The sequence below is a fragment of the Acidovorax temperans genome (assembly GCF_006716905.1).
Classification (GTDB): Bacteria; Pseudomonadota; Gammaproteobacteria; order Burkholderiales; family Burkholderiaceae_C; genus Acidovorax; species Acidovorax temperans.
This window is the reverse complement of record NZ_VFPV01000003.1, coordinates 97,396-118,986: the sequence shown is the minus strand read 5'-3', so window position 1 is coordinate 118,986 and position 21,591 is coordinate 97,396. Positions and strand designations below refer to the sequence as shown.

17 protein-coding genes and 2 pseudogenes are annotated in these 21,591 nt (G+C 64.3%); 12 read left to right on the top strand and 7 right to left on the bottom strand.

The window, feature by feature from the left end:
* Positions 1-4: 4 nt before the first annotated feature.
* The 5 genes and pseudogenes from BDD18_RS15420 to BDD18_RS15400 form a co-directional block, all read left to right on the top strand.
* A pseudogene (locus BDD18_RS15420) lies at positions 5-553 on the top strand (2-oxo acid dehydrogenase subunit E2); the annotation flags it as partial.
* Positions 554-566: 13 nt separating this feature from the next.
* A pseudogene (lpdA, locus tag BDD18_RS15415) lies at positions 567-2,390 on the top strand (dihydrolipoyl dehydrogenase).
* 45 nt (positions 2,391-2,435) lie between these two features.
* Entirely contained in the window at positions 2,436-2,660 is a 225-nt protein-coding gene (locus tag BDD18_RS15410; protein ID WP_066783795.1) for a DUF3079 domain-containing protein, read from the top strand.
* Between the two features lie 234 nt (positions 2,661-2,894).
* The gene (locus BDD18_RS15405; RefSeq protein ID WP_066783797.1) at positions 2,895-4,316 is read left to right on the top strand and encodes an aspartate kinase; all 1,422 of its coding nucleotides are present in this window, start codon (positions 2,895-2,897) and stop codon (positions 4,314-4,316) included.
* 151 nt (positions 4,317-4,467) lie between these two features.
* Positions 4,468-5,616, top strand: coding sequence for an ATP-binding protein (locus BDD18_RS15400; protein WP_066783793.1), 1,149 nt, complete (start codon positions 4,468-4,470; stop codon positions 5,614-5,616).
* Between the two features lie 75 nt (positions 5,617-5,691).
* On the opposite strand, the gene BDD18_RS15395 is transcribed toward BDD18_RS15400, so the two are convergent.
* Complete coding sequence (locus tag BDD18_RS15395; RefSeq protein ID WP_142084262.1) at positions 5,692-6,606, bottom strand: DMT family transporter; 915 nt, start codon at positions 6,604-6,606, stop codon at positions 5,692-5,694.
* Positions 6,607-7,009: 403 nt separating this feature from the next.
* Here BDD18_RS15395 and BDD18_RS15390 point away from each other — a divergent pair, with 403 nt between their 5' ends.
* A complete protein-coding gene (locus tag BDD18_RS15390) occupies positions 7,010-8,017 on the top strand; it encodes a class I SAM-dependent methyltransferase (RefSeq protein ID WP_142084259.1) in 1,008 nt (335 codons plus the stop codon).
* Here BDD18_RS15390 and BDD18_RS15385 read toward each other — a convergent pair.
* Positions 7,995-8,483, bottom strand: coding sequence for an EVE domain-containing protein (locus BDD18_RS15385; protein WP_142084257.1), 489 nt, complete (start codon positions 8,481-8,483; stop codon positions 7,995-7,997). The two genes, BDD18_RS15390 and BDD18_RS15385, sit on opposite strands and share 23 nt — an antisense overlap.
* A 206-nt stretch (positions 8,484-8,689) precedes the next feature.
* On the opposite strand from BDD18_RS15385, the gene BDD18_RS15380 reads away from it, so the two are divergent.
* Both BDD18_RS15380 and BDD18_RS15375 read left to right on the top strand, forming a co-directional pair.
* A complete protein-coding gene (locus BDD18_RS15380) occupies positions 8,690-9,955 on the top strand; it encodes a hypothetical protein (RefSeq protein WP_067513568.1) in 1,266 nt (421 codons plus the stop codon).
* A 282-nt stretch (positions 9,956-10,237) separates the two neighbouring features.
* Positions 10,238-10,549 carry a DUF3592 domain-containing protein gene (locus BDD18_RS15375; protein ID WP_170207414.1) on the top strand — a complete coding sequence of 104 codons (312 nt, stop codon included), beginning with the start codon at positions 10,238-10,240 and terminating at the stop codon, positions 10,547-10,549.
* 17 nt (positions 10,550-10,566) lie between these two features.
* Here BDD18_RS15375 and BDD18_RS15370 read toward each other — a convergent pair whose 3' ends face one another.
* The 4 genes from BDD18_RS15370 to BDD18_RS15355 all read right to left on the bottom strand — a co-directional run bounded on the left by BDD18_RS15370 (position 10,567) and on the right by BDD18_RS15355 (position 15,775).
* On the bottom strand, positions 10,567-11,748 hold the full coding sequence (locus BDD18_RS15370) for an HPP family protein (RefSeq protein ID WP_067513566.1): 1,182 nt from the start codon (positions 11,746-11,748) through the stop codon (positions 10,567-10,569).
* Between the two features lie 195 nt (positions 11,749-11,943).
* Positions 11,944-14,721, bottom strand: a complete 2,778-nt coding sequence (locus tag BDD18_RS15365) for a DEAD/DEAH box helicase (protein ID WP_142084253.1) — start codon at positions 14,719-14,721, stop codon at positions 11,944-11,946.
* Entirely contained in the window at positions 14,702-15,106 is a 405-nt protein-coding gene (locus BDD18_RS15360) for a hypothetical protein (protein ID WP_066697449.1), read from the bottom strand. Before BDD18_RS15360 ends, BDD18_RS15365 begins: the two co-directional genes overlap by 20 nt.
* 84 nt (positions 15,107-15,190) lie before the next feature.
* Positions 15,191-15,775: a C40 family peptidase gene (locus tag BDD18_RS15355; protein WP_066697450.1), complete on the bottom strand. Its 585-nt coding sequence runs from the start codon at positions 15,773-15,775 to the stop codon at positions 15,191-15,193.
* A gap of 166 nt (positions 15,776-15,941) precedes the next feature.
* Here BDD18_RS15355 and BDD18_RS15350 point away from each other — a divergent pair, with 166 nt between their 5' ends.
* A complete protein-coding gene (locus tag BDD18_RS15350) occupies positions 15,942-17,135 on the top strand; it encodes a PQQ-dependent sugar dehydrogenase (RefSeq protein ID WP_142084251.1) in 1,194 nt (397 codons plus the stop codon).
* 52 nt (positions 17,136-17,187) lie between these two features.
* On the top strand, positions 17,188-17,643 hold the full coding sequence (locus BDD18_RS15345; protein ID WP_420837329.1) for a phosphoribosyltransferase family protein: 456 nt from the start codon (positions 17,188-17,190) through the stop codon (positions 17,641-17,643).
* 350 nt (positions 17,644-17,993) lie between these two features.
* On the opposite strand, the gene BDD18_RS15340 is transcribed toward BDD18_RS15345, so the two are convergent.
* Positions 17,994-18,896, bottom strand: coding sequence for a LysR family transcriptional regulator (locus BDD18_RS15340; RefSeq protein ID WP_066695306.1), 903 nt, complete (start codon positions 18,894-18,896; stop codon positions 17,994-17,996).
* 126 nt (positions 18,897-19,022) lie between these two features.
* Here BDD18_RS15340 and BDD18_RS15335 point away from each other — a divergent pair, with 126 nt between their 5' ends.
* A complete protein-coding gene (locus BDD18_RS15335) occupies positions 19,023-20,363 on the top strand; it encodes an MFS transporter (protein WP_142084249.1) in 1,341 nt (446 codons plus the stop codon).
* Between the two features lie 37 nt (positions 20,364-20,400).
* The gene (locus tag BDD18_RS15330; protein WP_066788714.1) at positions 20,401-21,588 is read left to right on the top strand and encodes a M20 aminoacylase family protein; all 1,188 of its coding nucleotides are present in this window, start codon (positions 20,401-20,403) and stop codon (positions 21,586-21,588) included.
* Positions 21,589-21,591: the final 3 nt, after the last annotated feature.

The window sequence follows — 21,591 nt, the reverse complement described above, 5'->3', positions numbered from 1 at the left end:
GCTCAACAAGGAAAACGAGAAGAGTGGCATCAAGGTCACCATGCTCGCGTTCCTCATCAAGGCCTGCGTGGCCGCGCTCAAGAAGTTCCCCGACTTCAATAGCAGCCTGGACGGCGACAGCCTGGTGTACAAGCAGTACTTCCATATCGGCTTTGCGGCGGATACGCCCAATGGCCTGGTGGTTCCCGTGCTGAAGGACGCAGACAAGAAAGGCATCTTCCAGATCAGCCAGGAAATGGGCGAACTGGCCAAGAAGGCGCGCGACGGCAAGCTGGGCAGCGCCGACATGCAGGGCGGCTGCATGTCCATCAGCTCGCTCGGCGGCATTGGCGGCACGCACTTCACGCCCATCATCAACGCTCCCGAAGTGGCCATCCTGGGCCTCTCGAAGAGTGCGATGAAGCCCGTGTGGGACGGCCAGCAGTTCGTTCCGCGCCTGATGTTGCCGCTCTCGCTGAGCTACGATCACCGCGTGATCGATGGCGCCCTGGCCGCGCGCTTCAACGCCTACCTCGGTCTGGTGCTGGCGGACTATCGCCGTATCCTGCTGTAAAGGGAACCGCACCATGGCAACGATTCAAATCAAGGTGCCCGACATTGGCGACTTCGCCGAAGTGGGCGTCATCGAAGTGCTGGTTCAACCCGGCGACACCATCAAGGCCTAGCAAAGCCTGGTCACCGTGGAGTCCGACAAGGCCTCCATGGAGATTCCGTCCAGCCACGCGGGCGTGGTCAAGGAGCTCAAGGTGAAGCTCGGCGACAAGATCGCAGAAGGCAGCGTGCTGCTCACGCTGGAGACGGCGCAGGCCGCAGCGCCCGCTGCTGCACCCGCAGTTTTGGAGCAAAAACCAGCTCCAGCGCCCGCAGCGCAAGCGCAAGCAGCTATCAAAACAGAAGCTAAGAGCTTTGCCGGTAGCGCCGACCTGGAGTGCGACGTGCTTGTGCTTGGCGGTGGCCCCGGCGGCTACAGCGCCGCTTTCCGCGCTGCCGACCTGGGCCTCAAGGTCGTGCTGGTCGAGCGCTATGCCCAGCTGGGCGGCGTGTGCCTGAATGTCGGCTGCATTCCCTCGAAGGCGCTGCTGCATGTGGCCGCCGTGATGGACGAAGTGTCGCACATGGCCGACCTGGGTGTGGACTTCGGCGCGCCCACCGTAAACGTGGACAAGCTGCGCGGCCACAAGGAAAAGGTCATTGGCAAGCTCACCGGCGGCCTGGCCGCCATGGCCAAGATGCGCAAGGTGACCGTGGTGCGCGGCTATGGTCACTTTGTGGGTGCCAACCACCTCGAAGTGGAAGAAACCACCGGCACCAGCCAGGACAAGACGGGCACCAAGAAGGTGGTGGCGTTCAAGCGCGCCATCATCGCTGCGGGCAGCCAGGCCGTGCGCCTGCCCTTCATGCCCGACGATCCGCGCGTGGTGGACTCCACCGGCGCACTGGCGCTGCAGGGCGTGCCCCAAAAGATGCTCATCGTCGGCGGCGGCATCATCGGCCTGGAAATGGGCACGGTGTACAGCACGCTGGGCGCCCGCCTGGACGTGGTCGAGATGATGGACGGCCTGATGCAGGGCGCGGACCGCGACCTCGTCAAGGTCTGGGAGAAGATGAACAAGCACCGCTTCGACAACATCCTGCTCAAGACCAAGACCGTGGGCGCCCAGGCCACGCCCGAAGGCATCCAGGTGCAGTTCGAGGGCCTGGACGGCACGAAGAGCGAAGGCACCTACGACCTGGTGCTGCAGGCCGTGGGCCGCACGCCCAACGGCAAGAAGATCGCGGCCGAAAAGGCTGGCGTGGCCGTCACAGACCGTGGCTTCATCAACGTCGACATCCAGATGCGCACCAACGTGCCGCACATCTTCGCCATCGGCGACATCGTGGGCCAGCCCATGCTGGCGCACAAGGCGGTGCACGAGGCGCATGTGGCAGCCGAAGTCATCGCGGGTGAGCTGCAGGGCAACAAGGAACTGGCAGCCGCCGCGTTCAACGCCCGCGTGATCCCATCGGTGGCCTACACCGACCCCGAAGTGGCGTGGGTAGGCCTGACCGAAGACCAGGCCAAGGCCCAGGGCATCAAGGTCAAGAAGGGCCTGTTCCCCTGGTCGGCCTCGGGCCGCGCCATCGCCAATGGCCGCGACGAGGGCTACACCAAGCTGCTGTTCGACGACTCGCCCGAAGCCCATGGCCACGGCAAGATTCTGGGCGGCGGCATCGTGGGCACGCATGCGGGCGACATGATCGGCGAGATCGCCCTGGCCATCGAGATGGGTGCGGACGCTGTCGACATCGGCAAGACCATCCACCCACATCCCACCTTGGGCGAAAGCATTGGCATGGCGGCGGAAATTGCCCACGGCAGTTGTACCGACGTGCCGCCCCAGCGCAAATAACGCGCTGTTGCACAGGAGCCCGGCCGCACCGTCTGGAGAAACGCCATGGCAGCCGTCAAGAAGTTTCCCAAAGCCCCCACCCACCCCGAGCGGGTGTGCTGGGGTTGCAACTTGTACTGCCCGGCCAAAGACATGCGGTGTGGCAATGGCTCCGACCGAACCCAGCACCCGGCAGAGCTGTTTGGGGATGACTGGGATCAGTGGGGGCTGGATGCAGACGAAGCCTTGGCAGCGTCTGCCCCCGCTCCCGAGGTTCCGCCCAAGCCTTGAGGCCTGGCAGCGCAAGCCAAAATCAAAAGTCGCACGGTTTTTACGACTGTGCGACTTTTTATTTTGTGGCGGCAGATGCGTTGGCACCAGCGGCGCTGGCCGTCCCCAGCAATTGGTCCTGCATCAAAACGGCACTGGCGAAAACTGGTGGAAAATACCGGGTTTGCTGCCACCGTGCTAGCAGGCAGCAATTTCGCCCCGGCCTTCCACCCTTTTGCTCTCCTGAGCCTGTCCATGCAAGACGTTCAAAACTCCAAGATCTCTGTCGAGAAGATCGGCGGCACTTCCATGACCGCCTTTGGCGATGTGCTGCGCCACATCATGTTGTACGACCGTTCTCGGATTTACGGCCGCATTTACGTGGTGTCTGCCTACTCGGGCGTGACGAACCAGTTGCTGGAGCACAAGAAAACGGGCGAGCGCGGCATTTACGCCCTGTTTGCCGAAGGCAAGGGCTATCAGGACGCACTGGCCAATCTGGCCACCAGTCTGAAAAAGCTCAACGCAGGCTACGCCGACCTGGGCCTGCCGCTGGATGTGGCCGACGCCTTTGTGGACCAGCGCATTGGCCAGGCCCGCGAATACCTGAACGCCATGCACCATGTGCTGGCCAGCGGCTACCTGAGCCGCAAGGATGTGCTGCTGGCAGCGCGCGAAGTGCTGGCATCGATTGGTGAATCTCACAGCGCGTTCAACTCGGTCGAGATCCTCAAGGCCAATGGCGTCAATGCCGTGTTGATGGACCTGGCCGGTTTTGATGACAACGAAGCCTGGACGATTGACGAGCGCATTGCCCACAGCTTCAAGGGTCTGGACCTGAGCGACAAGGTGGTGGTGGCCACCGGCTACACCAAGGGCACCGAAGGCATCATGCGCGAGTTTGACCGCGGGTACTCCGAAGTCACCTTCAGCAAGATTGCCGTGGAAGTGCGTCCCGCCGAGGCCGTGATCCACAAGGAGTTTCACCTGTCCTCTGCGGACCCCAACCTCGTCGGCCTGGAAAACGCCATCGTGGTGGGTGCCACCAACTACGACGTGGCCGACCAGCTGGCCGACGTGGGCATGGAAGCCATCCACCCCAAGGCCGCCAAGCCCATGGAGCTGGCAGGCATTCCGATCCGCCTGAAGAACACCTTCGAACCCGACCACCCCGGCACCCTCATCACCAAAGATTTCGTGGGCGAGCGCGCCCGCGTCGAGATCGTGACCGGCACCGACAAGGTCACGCTGATCGAGATCCACGACCCCAGCATGGTGGGCACGGTGGGCTTTGATGCCGGACTGATGGAAGTGTTCTGCAAGCATGGCGTGAGCTACATCCTCAAGGCCACCAACGCCAACTCCATCGCCCACCTGGTGTGGGACAGCCAAGCCACCCAGGAACTGGTGGCCGAGCTGGAGGAGACCTACCAGGTCGTGACCATCAAGCCCAGCGCCATCGTGTGCGCTATCGGCTCCAACATCAGCATCCCCGGTGTGCTGGCCAAGGCAGCGCAGGCGCTGGCCGATGCCCACGTCAACGTGAACTGCGTCTCTCAGACCCTGCGCCAGGTGAACATGCAGTTCGTGATCGAGCGCGAAGACTACAAGACCGCCGTGAAGGCGCTGAACATGGCACTGTGCGTCAATTCAGGCACTCCTGTGCCTCGCGTCTGACCCGCAACGTTTTGACCGCCTCAAGCCCGCCCAGCGCGGGCTTTTTTGTGAGCGCGGGGGCCTGTAGGGGGATCAGGGGTTGCAGCATGGCACTTTATCTTTTTTTATCCAAAACAGATAATTAACCTGTAAAAGATAAAAAGAGGTAAGCATGGCCACCGACGTTTTTCACCGCACCGCCTACGCCGAGCAGATGGCGCAGCAACTGCTACAGCCGTCGCCCCTGCAGATGAACGTGCGCTCGGGCGTGCTGCTGTCGGGCATACGCCGCGTGGGCAAAACTACCTTCCTGCGGCAGGATCTGGTGCCCGCGCTGGAGGCACGCGGCGCGCTGGTGGTCTACGTGGACCTGTGGGTCGACCGCAGCAAGAGCCCGGCCACCCTGGTACTGGACGCTGTGCGCGCCACACTGCAGCAGATGCAGACCCCCGGCTCGGGCCTGCTGCAGCGCTTCAAGGGGCTGAACCTGGGGGCCGTGGGCCTGACCCTGGGCTTTCAGATTGAACACCTGGGCACCCCCGGCGGTGCCACGCTGGCGCAGGCGTTCTCTGAACTGGTGGCCAAAGCCAGGGTGGATGTGGTGCTGATCGTGGACGAGGTGCAGCAAGCGCTGGGCACCGAAGACGGCACCAGCCTGCTGCACGCCCTGAAGGCCGCGCGGGACGCGGTGAACGCCCAACCGGGCACACCAGGGCACTTTCTGTTTTTGGGCACCGGCTCACACAAGTCGCTCATCACCGACATGGCCACGCGCCATTCACAACCCTTCACCGGCGCGCTGACCACAGCGTATGAGCCGCTGGGGCAGGATTTTGTGCAGTGGCAACTGCAGCGCATAGCCAGTGCACCCGGCGTGGTGCTGCCCAGCGCTGCCACGGCCTGGGCAGGGTTTGAGGCGCTGGGCCACCGGCCAGAAGAAATGCTCAAGGCTCTGGTGCAGTTGCAAAGCTCCCCGGCGCCAGCCGACCAGGCGTTCCCTATCATCTGCGCCACGCTGGCATCGGCCGCGGCCGATGTGGAGCTGCGCGCCATCGAAGAATTTGGCGAGTTGGGCCAGGCGGTGTTTGACTTTATTGCCCAAGGCAGCGAAACCGGAGTGTCTGGCCTGTTTGGCGAAGAAGCCATGGCCAGCTACGCGGCCCGCACGGGTGGCAAGGTGCCCACATCGCAGGTGCAAAAGCTGGCCGAAAAAATGATCAGCGCCAACCTGATTGCACGCCCCGGCCATGGCATCTACACCGTGGCCGACCCGTTTGTGCGCAAGGTGTGGCTGGAGCGGCGCAAGCTGCTGCAGCGCTAGGTCGCCACAATTTGCTATTAAATCAATAGCTGTTGGCGCTTTGCCAGTAAGCGATACAGCCATTTTTTGCTTGAATCACACCTTGCGGCGGCTGATGAGCAGCACCCCCGCCAGCACCAGCCCCGCCCCCATCATTTGCCACACCGACATGGGCTCGGCCAGCAGCCAGTAGCCGAAGAAGATGGTGAGCATGGGCCCCAGCGTGCCGATGAGTGCGGTGCGCGCCGCACCAATGCGCCGAATGGCGGCCGAGGTCATGAACACCGGCAGCACGGTAGAAAACACCGCCATGCCCACCGCGTGCAGATACACCGGAGCCGGTTGCGCCAGCGCCTGCAGGGGCTGTCTCACGGCAAAGTGCAGCAAGGTGGCCACGGTAGACACCAGCATCGCCAGCGCGGTGAAGCGCGCCGCGCCCAGGCGCCGTATCACGGGCTCGCTGCCCGCCTGGTAGAGGGCGTAAGACACCGAAGAGCCCAGCACAAACGCCGCGCCGATCAGCACGGCCCGCATCTCGCCAGCGATGTGCAAGTCGTGCGCAAACGCCAGGCCAATGCCTGCGTAGGACAGCAGCAGGGCACAGATCTCGCGGCGCGATGCGGTTTTGCCCAGAAAGACCACGCCGATCAGGATGGTGAGGGTGGGGTAGGTGAACAGAATCAGCCGCTCCAGGCTGGCGGTGATGTACTGCAAGCCCATGAAGTCCAGAATGCTGGCCCCGTAGTAGCCCAGCAGCCCCAGCGCCGTCACCCAGCCCCATTCGCGCAGGCTGAGCGGGGGCAGGTTGCGGCTGGCCTTCCAGCCCACCCAGGCAAACGCGGGCAGCGAAAACACCATGCGCAGCGCCAGCAGCGTGACCGAATCCACCGGCACGGCCTGCGGCACTGCATAGGCCAGCTTCACAAAAATGGCTTTGAAGGAAAAACCCAGCGCCGCCAGAATGGCGAGGGCAATGCCGAGGCGTTCGGCGGACCAGTGTTTCCAGGGCATCAGTGGGGGCGCAATCCAGAAAGTGCGAGGCGGGCGGTCAGGTACCCGCCTTCATTGAGTGGACGTGATGATGGGGCAAACCCGCTGCACCCGCCCTTGCCCATTTCCACAGCGTGCATTCGCCAAAAGCGAATGGTGCTACCGTGCGTGCCGCATTCGGGCAGGCGGCTCATTCACCCGCTGCAGCCGGTGGAACAGTGGGGCGCAAGGCGCAGATACTTTCCACTTGCTTCAAAAAACATAGCTACCTGCGCTTGTTAGCATTGCGCTGGCGCCCATTTTTGTATAAAACCCAGCCTCCCCATGCGGGTGGCGTTGTTGCCCCCGGCCATTCGATCCATCCATTCGCTTGCACCCGCACTGCACCCTGGCGGGGGCATGACCGTTCCATACCGCTTCCTCTATGCAAGCCCTGCTCAGCGCCATTGCCTCCATGCCCCTGCCCACCGATGCGCAGCGCATCTTCCACGGCCGTGGGGGCCGCTACCCCGGCTGCGAGCAGTGGACGCTGGACGCCTACCCGCCCGTGTTCGTTCTCACCAGCTTTTTGCCAGCCACCGACGAGACCGACGCGCAGTTGGCCGCTATTGGGCAGGCCCTGGCCGAGCGCTGGGCCGTGCTGGCCCCAGGGCAGCCGCTGAACTGGGTCTTCCAGTGCCGTAACGAAGCGCTGCGCACCCAGGGCCGCACCGAAACGCGGCTGATGCAAGGCGAGGTGCCTGACCCGCACGTGGTGACCGAGAACGGCGCGCGCTTCAAAGCCCATGTGCTGCGCGGCCAGAACCATGGTCTATTTCTCGATATGGCCGAAGGCCGCCGCTGGGTGCGCCAGTACGCCGAGGCCCGCAGGCAAGACCGCTACGGCCTCAAGGTGCTCAACCTGTTTGCCTACACCTGCGCGTTTTCGGTGGTGGCATTGCAGGGTGGGGCCAAACAGGTGGTCAACGTGGACATGAGCCACGGCGCCATGGCCATTGGCCAGCAAAACCACCAGCTCAACGGCATCACCACCGGCGCCAGCTTTTTGGCGCACGACATTTTCAGCAGCTGGGGCAAGATCACCCGCAGCGGGCCCTACGGCCTCGTCATCGTGGACCCACCCAGCTACCAAAAGGGCAGCTTCGTCGCCACCAAAGACTACGCCCGCCTCATGCGCCGTCTGCCCGACTTGCTCGCACCCGGCGGCCACGCCCTGCTGTGCCTGAACGCGCCCGAGCTGGGCGTGGACTTTTTGCAAAGCCAGATGCAGGAACTGGCACCCGAGCTGCATTTTGTGGAACGCGTGGCCAACCCCGCCGTGTTTGCCGATGTGGACGAGGGCAGGGCGCTGAAGGTGCTGGTGTACGCCATGCCCGACCTGCCACAGCCCAACGCGGCAGACCCAGCCCCTAGCGGGCCAGCCGCTCTGTAATCTCGGCCCATTCCTCGGGCTCCACCGGCGTGATGGACAGCCGGCTGCCTTTTTGGAGCACCCGCATCTGCGCAAGTGCCGGGGTGCTGCGCAGCTCGGCCAGGCTGATGAGGCGCGTTTTGCGCAGGGCCTGCACATCCAGCAGCAGCCAGCGGGGCGCATCGGCGGGTGATTTGGGGTCGAAGTAGGGTGAGGCGGGGTCGAACTGCGTAGGGTCCGGGCGGGTGCCGCTGGCCACGCGGGCGATGCCGGCAATGCCCGGTTCGGGGCAGCTGGAGTGGTAGAACAGCACGCCGTCGCCCACCTGCATGCCATCGCGCATGAAATTGCGCGCCTGGTAGTTGCGCACGCCCGTCCAGGGTACGGTGGCGTTGGGCGCGGCCAGGGCGTCGTCGATGGAACACTCGTCGGGCTCGGACTTCACGAGCCAGTAGCGGGGCGCTGGGGCAAGGGTGGATGTGGTCATGGGGTCGGCAGCTGGCTTAGCAGGGTTTTGATGCTATTGATTTAATAGCTGGTCGCGCTTATTCCATAAGCGCCATGTGCCATTTTGGCTTGAAAAACGGTGTGGCCGTTAGACTGGGTTCCACAAAAGTCAGCGCACCCGCACACATACCGCGCGCCGAAGCCCGCGCGAAACACAACAACAAACGACGCTTGAGGGAGTCTGTGATGGGTTCATCCGCAGAAAACGGGACTGTGCATGCCCCGCAAGGCCAACCCTGGCTGACGCGCAAGGCATGGGCAGGCAACCGCATTCGGTCGCACAAGCGCTGGGAGGTCATCATCCTGTGGGGCTTTGCCGTGGTCTGGAGCGCTCTGTCCATGCCCCTGGCCTATGTGCAGATTCCAAAGGCTTTGGCACGGGGCGAGACGCTGGTGGCCTGCATCATCGGCGTCATGCTGGTGGTGGCGGTGGGGTTGCTCATCGGCGCCATCCGCACCACGCGTGATGCACGCCGCTTTGGCGATGTGGCGCTGCAGCTAGACCCGTTTCCAGGCAGCATTGGCGGGCACTTTGGCGCCACCACGGTGCTGCCCGTGGCGTATCGGCCGGGGCTGCTGTTTGCCGCCACGCTGGCCTGTCTGCACCACAGCACCCGCCGCACCACCGACGCTGACAACGATAACAACACAGAGGTCCGCGAAAACGTGCTGTGGCAAAGCGAGGGCATGGCCCAGGTGCGGCCGCAGGGCGATGGCATTGCGCTGAGCTTTCGGCTGGATGTGCCCGCAGGCCTGCCAGAATCCGAGCCTGCCCACGGCGACCACCACGCCTGGCGCCTGACGCTGGAGAGCCGCAGCGACCCACCATTGGCATTTGTGCGCCACTTTGACGTGCCCGTTTACGCCACGGGCGAGGCATCGCAACGGCTGGTGGCTGATGCTGTCCAGCACCCGGCAGCAGTGCAGTCGCGCAAAGCCCGGCTGGACGAGGTGGTCCACCTGCGGCGCACCCCCGGTGGGGTGGATCTGTATTTGCCCTATGGCCGCACCTGGCAAAAAAACCTGGTCTGGCTGGTGTTTGGCGTGACCTTTGGCGGTTTTGGCCTGCTGGCTGGCCGCCTGGGGGCACCGCTGCTGTTTCCCCTGGTGTTTGGGGGCGTGGGCGGCGCTTTTACCGTGTGGGCCTTTTTTGCGCTGGGCAACAGCCTGAAGGTGCAGTTCAGCCCGCAGGGCCTGCGCACCGATCGGCGCCTCTTGGGTTTCATGTTGGCCTGGCACCAGGTGCCCCGCCGTGATTTGCAGGGGCTGCAGCTGGTGCAGAGCTACACCTCGCAATCCGGCTCGCGGCACACCGTGTGGTACCGGATACGGGTAGCGCTGAAAAGCGGCAAAACCATCACCGTGGCCGACAGCCTGCGCGGCGAGGCCGTGGCAGAGCAGATGCTGCAACAACTGGCCCAAGCCACCGGGCTGCCCGTACGTGCGGACTGACAGCCATTCATCCTCTCTCCAGCCCCATGTCTCGCACATCCACCCCCGCCACGCCCCTCGCCAGCACAAATCCTTCTCACGCGGGGGAGACTTCCTCGCCGCTCAAGCTCGGCCTGGCGGCGCTGTTCATGCTGCCCTTTGTGGTGCTTGGGCTCAGCCTGCTGCTGTTCGGTGTGACCCCCACGCTGGTGGACTGGGCCCGCGCCCAGCAGTGGCAGGCCACCCCGGCCATCGTTGAATCTGCCGCCGCCCTGTGGGAGCGTAGGCAAGAGGGCGCTGGAGGTGCGCTTTCGCTACACCGTGGCGGGCCAGGAATACCGTGGGCAGCGAGCATCACTGCACATAGGCAATGGCAACGCCAGCCTGTATTACCAACAACTGGGCGAAAGGCTGGAAGCCGCGCAGCGCACAGGCACACCGGTGCCGGTGTGGGTTAACCCCGCGCAGCCCACCGAGTCGATCGTGGACCGCAGCCTTCGACCTGGGCTGCTGGCCTTGCAGTTGGGGCTGGCCCTGGCGTTTGGGGGCGTTGGCGGCAACCTTTTGGTGCGCATGGGGCGCACGATGTGGGTGCGGCTGCGTACCCCAGGCTGAACGCTAGCGCCGGGCGGCTACAGCTTGGCCGCCTGGCTGGCCTGCCCCAGTGCAATGCTCTTGTACAGCGCCACCAGCAGGTCCGACTGCGTGACCATGCCCACCACCTTGCGCTGTTCATCCACCACCGGCACATGGGGCAGGGCACGCTGCGAGATCTGGCGAATCAGCTCCGACAAGGGCGTCTGCGGCGTGGCCGTGAAAACGTTGGCGCTCATGATCTGGCCCACCACTTCCGGCTTTTGCGCAAACAGGCCCGGAGTGCGTTTGAGCAGCACCTGAATCCGCGTGGCCAGGTCTTTGGGGGTGGCCTGGCGGTCAATCTGGCGCAGAAAATCAGCCACCGTGACGATGCCGATCACCCGCTCAAACCGGTCCACCACGGGCAGGGATTTGATCTTGTGCTGGCGCAACAGCCTCCAGACCTGGGCCAGCTCGGTGTCGAAGTGGGCGGTGATCACATCGCGCGACATGATGTCGGCGCAGGTCAGTGCCACATGGCGGCCAAAGGCGTGGTCCACCGCCAGGTTGTAGATCTCGACCAGCTCGTCCTCTTGCACGTCCACAAAGGTGTTGAGCGTTTTGACGGCGCTTTCCAGATCCGTGTGGTTCAGCCCCATGCGCTCAATCGGCGGCCGGTCTTGCGTGCGGTGGCTGGGGCCGGGCGGGGTGTTGCTGTGTGGGTAGCGGCGGCGCAGCAGCATGCGGTTGATGAGCAGCGCCACCAGCAGCAGGGTGCCTGCGTTGACGACAATCAGCTCAGCCACCGACACCATGTCGGCGTTGGAATACGGGCCGTTGAGCACCAGCAACAACGCCAGCGCGCCCCCCGGCGGGTGCACGCAATTGAGCCAGGCCATGAGCCAGATGGTCAGCGCCACCGCCAGGGCGGCCGCCAAAATGGGCTGGGTAACCCAGTGCGAGCAGGCCAACCCCGTAGCGGTGGCAATCAGGTAGCTGCCCAGCAGCGGCCACGGCTGGGCCAGCGGGCTGTGAAACTGCACAAACAGAATGACCACACTGGCCCCCACGGGCGCCAGCAGCCAATGCGCGTCCAGCGGCAGGCTGCGCAGCAGCAACCCGCAGGCCGCTAGGCACAGCAGTGCACCCAGGCTGGCTTTCCACCGCTCACTGCTCGATAGGGAAAGGGTGTTGCTCAACACCCTGGTGTGGAACCAGGCGTTTATTCTTTTGTGCACTTGAAACGAAGAGCAGGAAGGCTGGGGGAGGGACGAACGCTTGCCGCCGTGGCGCACCACATTGGGGCGGGCGCACATGGTACCGCTCAGGCCGCGCCATCGCGGCAGTAGGGTTTCCGTCGCCCGCGCTGCAGATTTGCTATCTTATTGATAGCTTGCTGCGCTTGTCAGTAAAGCGCTGGGGGCGAAAAAAACCTAATTTTCGGGCGGCTGCAGCGGCCGAGGCCGCCGCTGGCCGGTGCCGCCCCAGCGCAGTGCATCGTCGCCTGGAATGCCCAGCGGGTTGTTGGCGGGCTCGGTCAATGGCGCCAGCAGCGCGTGCAGGTCGGCCTCGCTGAACTTCACCGCGCCCTCGGCATCGTGGCCCAGCACGCCATGCGCCAGCGCGGCCTTGCGCTCCTGCAGTTCCAGCATGCGTTCTTCAATGCTGCCTTCCACCACCAGTTTGTAGACGAACACAGGCTGGCCTTGCCCGATGCGATGGGCGCGGGCGGTGGCCTGCTCTTCCACCGCAGGGTTCCACCAGGGGTCGAGGTGGATCACGGTGTCGGCCGCCGTCAGGTTCAGCCCCACGCCGCCGGCCTTCAGGCTGGCCAGCAAAATGGGCGCGCTGGTTTCGTCCTGCGCCTGAAAGCGCTTCACCACGGCCCCACGCTCGCGCGGCGGGGTCTGGCCAGTGAGCGTGAGGTAGGGCAGGGCCAGGGTGTCGAGCATCTCGGCCGCCAGCGCCAGCATTTCGGTGAACTGCGAGAACACCAGCACGCGGCGGCCTTCATCGACCAGGGCGGGCAACAGGTCGGCCAGCAGTTCGAGCTTGGCGCGCTCCATGGTGTGGGCGGTCTTCGTCGTTCCTTTGACGAGGCGAGGATCGCAGCAGACCTGGCGCAGCTTGAGCAACGCGTCCAGGATGGCGATTTGCGAGCCTTCAAAGCCTTGCCGCTCCAGTGCGCGGCGCACCTGCTTGTCGGAGGTGGTGCGTACGGCCTCGTACAGCTCGCGCTGCTTGCCTTGCAGCTGCACGCGCAGGATGGTTTCGGTGCGCGGGGGCAGTTCGGTGGCCACGTCCTGCTTGCGGCGGCGCAGGATGAAGGGGCGCACGCGCTGGGCCAGCAACTGGGCGCGCAGGGTTTCGCCGTTTTCCTCGATGGGCTTGCGCCAGCGGGCGTTGAAGCTGCGCACATCGCCCAGAAAGCCGGGCATCAAAAAGTCAAACTGTGCCCACAGCTCGCCCAGGTGGTTCTCCAGCGGCGTGCCCGTCAGGCACAGCAGGTGCGGTGCCTGCAGCTTGCGCAGGGCGCGGGCGCTGCGGCTGCCGGCGTTTTTCACCATCTGCGCTTCGTCCAGGATCAGCAGGTGAAAGGGCTGCGCGGCCAGCGCCTCCACATCGCGCCAAAGCAGGGGGTAGGTGGTGAGCACCAGGTCGTGGTCTGCAATGTGTGGGTAGCGTTTGGCACGGTCGGCACCATGCAGCGCCAGCACGCGCAGGCCGGGCGCCATGCGCGCAGCCTCGGCCTGCCAGTTGAAGAGCAGCGAAGTGGGCAGCACCACCAGCGCGGGGCGGGTGAGCCGGCCCGCTTCCTTCTCGGCTAGCACATGGGCCAGGGCCTGCGCGGTCTTGCCGAGGCCCATGTCGTCGGCCAAGATGCCGCCCAGGCCTTGCTCGCGCAGGTATTGCAGCCAGGCCAGGCCCTCCAATTGGTAGGGGCGCAGTTGCACTTGCAGCCCCTGCGGCGCTGCCACCGGCTGGGGCGTGCCGATGCGGCGCAGGCGCTGGGCCAGGTGGGCCAGGCCCGCATCGCCCTGCAGCTGCCAGTCGTTGCTCCAGCCATTCACGGTGCCCACACGGTGGGCTTGCACCAGCCCGGCGCGCAGGGCCTCGATGCGGCGGGCCTCCCACGCGCCCAAGTGCAGCGGATCGCCATCCTTGCGCTGGTTACGGGTCGGGTCGGTCAGCAGGTCCACCATGGCGCCCACGATGGCCTTGAGCGGCCCGGCGGGCGCGTCGATGCGTTTGCCGCCGGGTGCGCGCAGCGAAATGATGGCGATATCGTCGATGGCGGCCATCTGCTGCGCGTTCAGCCAGCGGGCATCGCGGCGCAGCAGGTCGGCCAGCAGCGGCGCCAGGTCCAGGGTTTCGCCGTCGATCTCGATGCCCAGCGTCAGCAGCCAGGCGCCTTCGCGCTCGGGCAGCATGAGCTTTTGCACGGGGCGCGCGCGCGCGGCTAGCGGGCCATCCACCTCCTTGCCCAGTATTTCGCCAGTGTCGGGGGCAATGTGCAGCTTCCAGCGCTGCACGGGCACGCTTTCGTGCGCAAAGCCGGGGCACACCACCACGCTCCAGCCTTCGGTGCGCAGCTGGGGCACCACGTCGGCCCAGAAGTCGCCAAACTGCGCCTCCTGCGCCAGCGTCCACACGGGGCCCAGGCTGCTGGCGGCGGCGCGGTGGCGCCATTGCAGCTTGGCGGGGTCCACGGGGACCAGGCCCAGATCCCACACGCGGTCCATGGCGTCGGCCTCGGCCGCCAGGTTGCGCTGCATGCGCAGCACGGGGCCACCGGTGTCGAACAATTCCTGGACTTGGGCAGGGCGGGCGCCCAGAACGGACGTGGGAGCAGGCGTAGCCCAGGTGGCGCCACTGTCGGTGCGGTACGTCCAGTCGATCTGCACCAGCGTCACGCTGTCGCCGCGCGGGCCCAGCTTGCCCTGGGGTTGCATGCCCAGCAAGCCATCGCCACGGCCCAGGGTCATCAAAGTGAGCCGGGGGCGGAACTGGCCTGGGGCCACGTCTGAGGAAGCGGCGCCGCCCGAGTGCGCCACTGCGGGGGCAGCGCTTCGCATCAACGCCATCACCTGCGCGGCTTCGCTGTCCGTCAGCGGGGCCATGGCCCGCAATTGAGCGGCGTTGGCTCCATCGCGCAGCGCCTGCACCCACGACTGAACCACCGCCGCCCGATCAGCGCCCGGGGGTGGCATCGTCCCGCACCCGTGTGCGCCCCCAATCCAGCCGCCCGCCTGCAGACCAGCCAGTGTCGCTTTGCAAAGGCACCCATTTCAGCCCAAAGCCCAGGCCCCGGTAGGTGGTGGCGGGTTCGTACTGCTTGTCTTTGGCGCGGCCCAGCACAGCTTCCATCTCCAGACCTGGAAGAACGCCTGCGCCCACCACCAGATCCACGCCCCGGGTCTTGTCGTCACGGAACGCAACGGCTTCCAGCTTCATCGTGCCCTGAGCAAGGGTGCCCGCGTCATCCGTGTGCATGGGCGACTCGGCCGCAGCGGGCACGGCGCAATTCAACCCGGCCAGGGCAATGCACCAGGCGATTGCTGGAAATGTTTTGAAAGGAGGGAGGGGAAAGGTCATAGGGCGCTCAAACGTAGAGCGCCCATTTTGCAACGACCGGGATAGCGCGAAAACCAAGGCGGCCCGCAAGCCGCCTGTAACTGCTTATTTGATGTCGTCCACCTGGCCGACCTGGGTGCCAGCCGCAGGCGTGACCCGGCGGGCGCCATCAAAGCGGCGCTGCCAGTAACTTTGGCGCATGTCTTCCACGCGCACTTCTGAGCCACTGCGGGGGGAATGGATGAACTTGCCGTCGCCCACATAGATGCCTACGTGGCTGAAGGTGCGGCGCATGGTGTTGAAAAAAACCAGGTCGCCCGGCTGCAGTTCTTTCTTGTCGATCACCTGGGTGGAAGCCGCTTGCTGGTCTGCACGGCGGGGCAAGACCAAACCCACGGTTTGCTGATAGATCGCCCGGACAAAGCCGCTGCAATCAAAACCGGTTTCTGCACTATTGCCACCGCGCTTGTAGGGCACGCCCAAAAAGCCCATGGCGTTGACCACCAAGTCGCCCGCACGGCCGGCAACGGTCTGAGCCTTGTCTGCCACCTTGTGGCTCACGTCTTCGAGTCGTGTGAGAAGCCCTTTGTCCGCGAGCAAGCGGTCCATATCGTCAGAATTGGTGCCTTGGGGGGCAGCGTGCGCTGCGGTTGCGCAGGCAAGGATAAGGATGCATAACCATTTGGACATGGGGGCGAAGGGTAACACGATATGGTCATTTATCAAAAATAATCGGTCTTACAAGCTGTTGATTTCATTCAGATAAACCGGTGGTTCCAGCCTTTTCCCAGGCAACTGCCGCTTGACACATGCGCGCCATGCGCACGCTGTACCGCGCTGGTGCCGGATGGAACGCATGGCCGGGGAATCCAAGGAGGTGGAAGGCATGGATTGGAGATCAAATCGGCCGGTAGCGCCAGTGCACAAAGCGCTGGTAGCTCTATTTTTGATAGTAACGAGCGTACAGACCGGCGCCCATGCCCAAGATGCGGCCGTCCCTGCGCCAGCGGTGTCGCTGGTGCCGGTCGCCACCGGTCTGGTGCATCCCTGGGCGGTGGCCTTTTTGCCCGGCGGGCAGTTTTTGGTGACTGAGCGCCCGGGGCGCCTGCGCGTGGTCAGCGCAGCGGGGCAGGTGGGGCCTGCGCTGGCAGGGGTGCCGCCGGTGGCAGCGGGCGGGCAGGGCGGTCTGCTGGACGTGGTGACCGACAACGATTTTGCCCGCACCCGCCGTATCTATTTCTGTTTTGCCGAGCCTGCAGCGGGTGGCGCGGCGGGCAACAGCACGGCGGTGGCGCGCGCCACCTTGTCGGCAGATGCCAGCAGCCTGCAGGACGTGCGCGTCATCTTCAGCCAGCGGCCCAGGGTGGAGAGCGCGCTGCACTTTGGCTGCCGCATTGCCCAGGCCAGTGATGGCAACCTGTTTGTGGCGTTGGGCGAGCGCTACCACCGCAAGGACGACGCCCAAAAGCTCGACAACCACCACGGCAAGGTCATCCGCATCACCCCCGATGGAGCGGTGCCGCCAGACAACCCCTACGTGAAGCAGCCCGGCGCGTTGCCCGAGATCTGGAGCTACGGCCACCGCAACCCCCAGGGCGCCACCATGGGCCCCGACGGCAAGCTGTGGATGCACGAACATGGCCCGCAGGGCGGCGACGAAATCAATCTGCCCCACCCCGGGCGCAACTACGGCTGGCCCGTGATTACCTACGGTGAGAACTATGGCGGCGGCAAGATGGGCGAAGGCACAGCCCGCGCCGGAATGGAACAGCCGCTGCACCAGTGGACACCGTCCATCGCCCCCTCGGGCATGGCGTTCCTGACCAGCATGCGCTACGGCACGGCGTGGCAGGGCAGCCTGTTTGTCGGATCGCTCAAGTTTGGCATCCTGCACCGCCTGGAGGTGGCGGGCGGCAAGGTGCAGCGCGAGGAAAAGCTGCTGCAAGGCAATGGCGAGCGCATTCGCGATGTGCGGCAGGGCCCCGATGGCCTTCTTTATATGGTGACCGATAGCCCGCAGGGCCGGTTGCTGCGCCTGCAGCCCCTGTGAGCGGGGTCAGAATCTTGATGCAGATCGCGCGCCGCTGCTGGCCGACTGGATCGTGCAGCAGCGCCCCGGCGCGCTGCTGATGGGTCCCGACGGCGAATCTGCCCAATGGGTGGCCCAGGCAGCCGCGCGCCACGGCCTGGAGCACGCCGTGTGCACCAAGGAGCGCCACGGCGACCGCAGCGTCACCATCCACCTGCCACCCGTGGCCGTGCAGGGCAGGGCGGTGGTGCTGCTCGACGACATGGCCAGCACCGGCCACACCCTGGCCCAGGCGGCGCGGCTGCTGCTGCAGGACGGTGCTGCCTCGGTGGACGTGGCGGTGACGCACGCGCTGATCGACGCAGAGGCCCTGGCCGCGCTGCACGCGGCAGGGGCGGGAGAGTTCTGGAGCACGGATTGCGTGGCGCACCCTACGAACGCGGTGGCGATGGCGGTGGCGCTGGCGCGGGGGGGGCAGTTGTGGGGCTCGAGGGCTGATATTCCCGGTTGCATGTGTTTGCCCGACTGAATATGTAGCACTGTCGGCCATGGTCCAGCAGCCGGTTTTCTGGTGGCCGGCTTGTGTGACACGACGGTTTGCAGCAGCCGACTCGTTCCAACTGCTGGTCAATTTTTGGCGAGCGACCGCTTGGGCAAGCATCGGGGGGTGCCAAAACTCCAAATTCATCGGCCCGATTTCACCCAACCCTCTGGGCAATTGCCTTGCCGGGCGGTCTGCGGCGTTACGGCGCTTGTGGATAGCCGAGCTGTACGCAGCGCCCCGTGCCTTGCATCCCAACCCAGCAAAGGACTCGTGCAACTCCAAAAAGACTTTGAACCAAGGCTCTTGGAAGATTTAGCGTGGCCCACAAGGGGCTCTCAGTCATGCAGATGCTCGGCTACAAACTGGCGAAAAATTCCCATGGCAGGCGCTTCAGTACGGTCGGCCAGGGTAACGAACGCAAAGTGTGCGCCCTCGTTCAACGCCGGAGTGATGGGCAACTCCACCAAGGTACCGTTGGCGATGGCTTCACGCGCGGGGCTGATGAGGCCGAGGAACACCGCGTCACTGCCGTGTACCGCGTGTAGCAAACTGTTGATATCGTTGCAGCGCAGGGTCACCGCGACCTGGGGGTCAGCTGCGGGCCCATAGCGGGTGATCAGAAGACGTGCCAACTCCGGATTGAGTGAAGTCGACGCTAACGGATAGCGTTGGAGGTGTGCAAATGTAATGGGGGTGTTGAGTTTGGTAAGGGGGTGACCCGCGCGACAGATGAAACCACCGCGCATTTGACCCAAATCTTCGATCAACAGGTCATCAGCTGGCGTGACGCTGCGTAGATCCACAACCAGTGCGTCGAATCCACGTTCGCGCAAACGGTTGGTCTGCAACTCGGGGGGGCCTGATTCGAGGCTGACCTGCACTCTTGGATGCATGCAGGCCATGTAACGCAGAAAGGGCTGCATCAGCAGTGCAGTAGGCCCCGCGCCGAGCCCAATGCGGATGACCCCCAAGTAGCCCTCTTGCAATAGCTGTGCGCTGCGTTTTAGCTCAACGGCATCCAGCACCATGCGGCGCGCCCGGCTTGCAACGGTCTGGCCGAACGGCGTCAACTCGTTGCGCTTGCCCATTCGGTCGATCAGACGTGCTCCGAGGTCGTCTTCGAGGGTCTGGATGCTGCGACTCAGGGCGGACTGGGTGATGTGGCACCGCTCCGCGGCGCGGCTGAACGAACCGGTGTCCGCCACAGCCAGCAGGTACTCCAGATGGCGCAGGTTCATTTCGTTTGTCGTATGAGTTTTTTGAATGCATTCCGAATAAATTATGCATTAGACGCATTTGATCATGATTCATATGATTTCGCACGCTGTCGTCCAGGGCAGCAGCAATCATCCGGAGACAAATTCATGGGCGTTCAAAATTCCAGTACGGGCGACGTCGCGTTGCCGCCCACATCCCAGCGCGTATCGAACAATTCAACTGCCGCGAAGAGCAAGGTGCAGCCCCGCGTCGTGGCTGCAACAGTGGCGGGCAACGCGCTGGAGTTCTTTGATTTCACCACCTACGCGTTCTTCGCGGTGTATATCGGCCAGACCTTCTTTCCTGCTGACGAGCCGCTGGTCACAGTGATGCTGTCGGTAGCGGTCTTTGGCGTTGGCTTCATCACGCGCCCTCTGGGCGGGCTGCTGATCGGCTCTTTTGCTGATCGTGTCGGCCGCAAGCCGGCCATGCTGTTGACCATTGCGCTCATCACGATCGGCACGATCGGCATGGCGCTCACCCCCTCGTACGCAAGCATCGGGTTGGCGGCACCCATCATCGTCATTGCCTGTCGGCTGGTGCAGGGGCTGGCACTGGGCGGCGAGGTCGGGCCGTCTACCACGTATCTGATCGAGATCGCACCCCAGGGCCGGCGCGGCCTGTATGGCAGCTGGCAGCTTGCCAGCCAGGGCATAGCCTCGCTGGCGGCTGGCGTCGTCGGCATTGTGCTCACGCTGGCGCTAAGCAAGGAGCAGATGCTGGCGTGGGGTTGGCGTATCCCTTTCTTGCTCGGTCTGGCATTGATCCCCATTGCTTTCTTTCTGCGCCGCCACATGCCTGAGAGCCTCGAGCAGCCCACGCATAGCGGACCCATCAAGAGCCCGCTGGCCGATATCCGGCACCATCTGCGACCGATCATGCTGGCGCTCATGGTCATCCTGGGTGTGACGATCTCGACCTATGCGGCGATCTACATGACCACTTATGCCGTGACCACGCTCAAGCTCTCCGCGACGATCGCCATGTCGGCGACCATCGTATTCGGCGTGGCGACCTGGGCGGGTGCGCTGCTGGGGGGCTGGCTGTCAGATCTGTATGGGCGCAAACCTGTGATGCTCTGGGCTCGCGTAGCGTTGTTTGTTCTGGTCTATCCGGCTTACATGCTGCTCATCGACCATACCAGCGTTGCCACTCTGGCACTGGCGACTGCGCTGCTGGCATTGCTCACGGGCATTGGTGGCGCGCCAACGCTGGTGGCCATCCCGGAGCTGTTCCCTGGTCATGTACGCGCGCTCGGGCTGTCGATTGCCTATGCCTTTGGTGTGGCGCTGTTTGGCGGCACCGCGCAACTGGTGATCACCTGGCTGATCAAGGTGACCAACAACCCGGCGGCGCCAGCGCTCTACGTACTTGTCACCAGCTTGATCGCCATCGTCGGCATTCTGCTCATGCGCGAAACCGGCGGTGACAAGGAACTACAGAAATGATCACCAGGCGAATTTTTGCGGACTGTGAGTTCATAGCATGACTGTTCAAGACACCTTGCAGGCGGTACGCGCACACGAAGACGAATTCATCGCTTTGCGCCGTGATATCCATCAGCACCCCGAGCTGCCATTCGAAGAGCTGCGCACGAGTGATTTGGTGGCTGCTCGACTGCGGGACTGGGGTTACCACGTTGAGCGCGGCCTGGGCGGAACCGGTGTGGTCGGGCAACTCAAGCGTGGCGACGGCACGCGCACGCTGGGCCTGCGTGCGGACATGGATGCACTGCCGATCCAGGAAGCCACGGGTCTGCAGTACGCAAGTCGCAACCAGGGCGTCATGCACGCCTGCGGCCACGACGGACATACGGCCATGCTGCTGGCGGCAGCCAAGGTGCTGGCAGAGCAGGGTGACTTCTCAGGGACACTCAACCTGATCTTCCAGCCCGCGGAGGAATACGGCACCAGCGACTGTGGCGCCGTACGCATGATCAACGACGGCCTGTTCGACAAATACCCATGTGACGCTATCTTCAGCATGCACAACATGCCCGGCTGGCCACAGGGGCACTTGATCTTTCGCGAAGGCCCAATGATGGCCTCCTCAGACAAGGTCTACATCACGCTGGTAGGCCACGGTGGTCACGGTGCTGTGCCGCACAAGACAGCCGATCCGGTGGTGGCGGCGGCCAGCCTGGTGATGGCGTTGCAGACCGTGGTCTCTCGCAACGTCGATCCACTGCAAACAGCGGTGGTTACTGTGGGGGTGCTGCAATCCGGGCGCGCCAATAACGTCATCCCCGACAGCGCACATCTCGAGCTGAGCGTGCGCGCGCTCGATTCTGAGGTGCGCAGCCTGCTGCAGCAGCGCATTACCGAAATCGCCCACGCTCAGGCGCAGAGCTTTGGCGTCAAGGCTGAAATCGACTATCGGCGCGGCTACGCGGCACTGGTCAACAGCAAGGACGAAACCGACTTCGCCCGCCAGATTGGCACCGAATTGGTTGGTGCCGAGCGCGTTGTGCTGCAGGCCCCGCCTCTCACCGGCAGCGAAGATTTCGCTTTCATGCTGGAGAAGTGCCCCGGCAGCTACCTATTGATCGGAAACGGGGATGGCGACAAGCTGGGCGCCTGCATGGTGCACAACCCGGGTTACGACTTCAACGACGCCAACCTGGCCATTGGCGCTGCATACTGGACGCTGCTGGCGCGGCGTTATCTGGTTTGAACG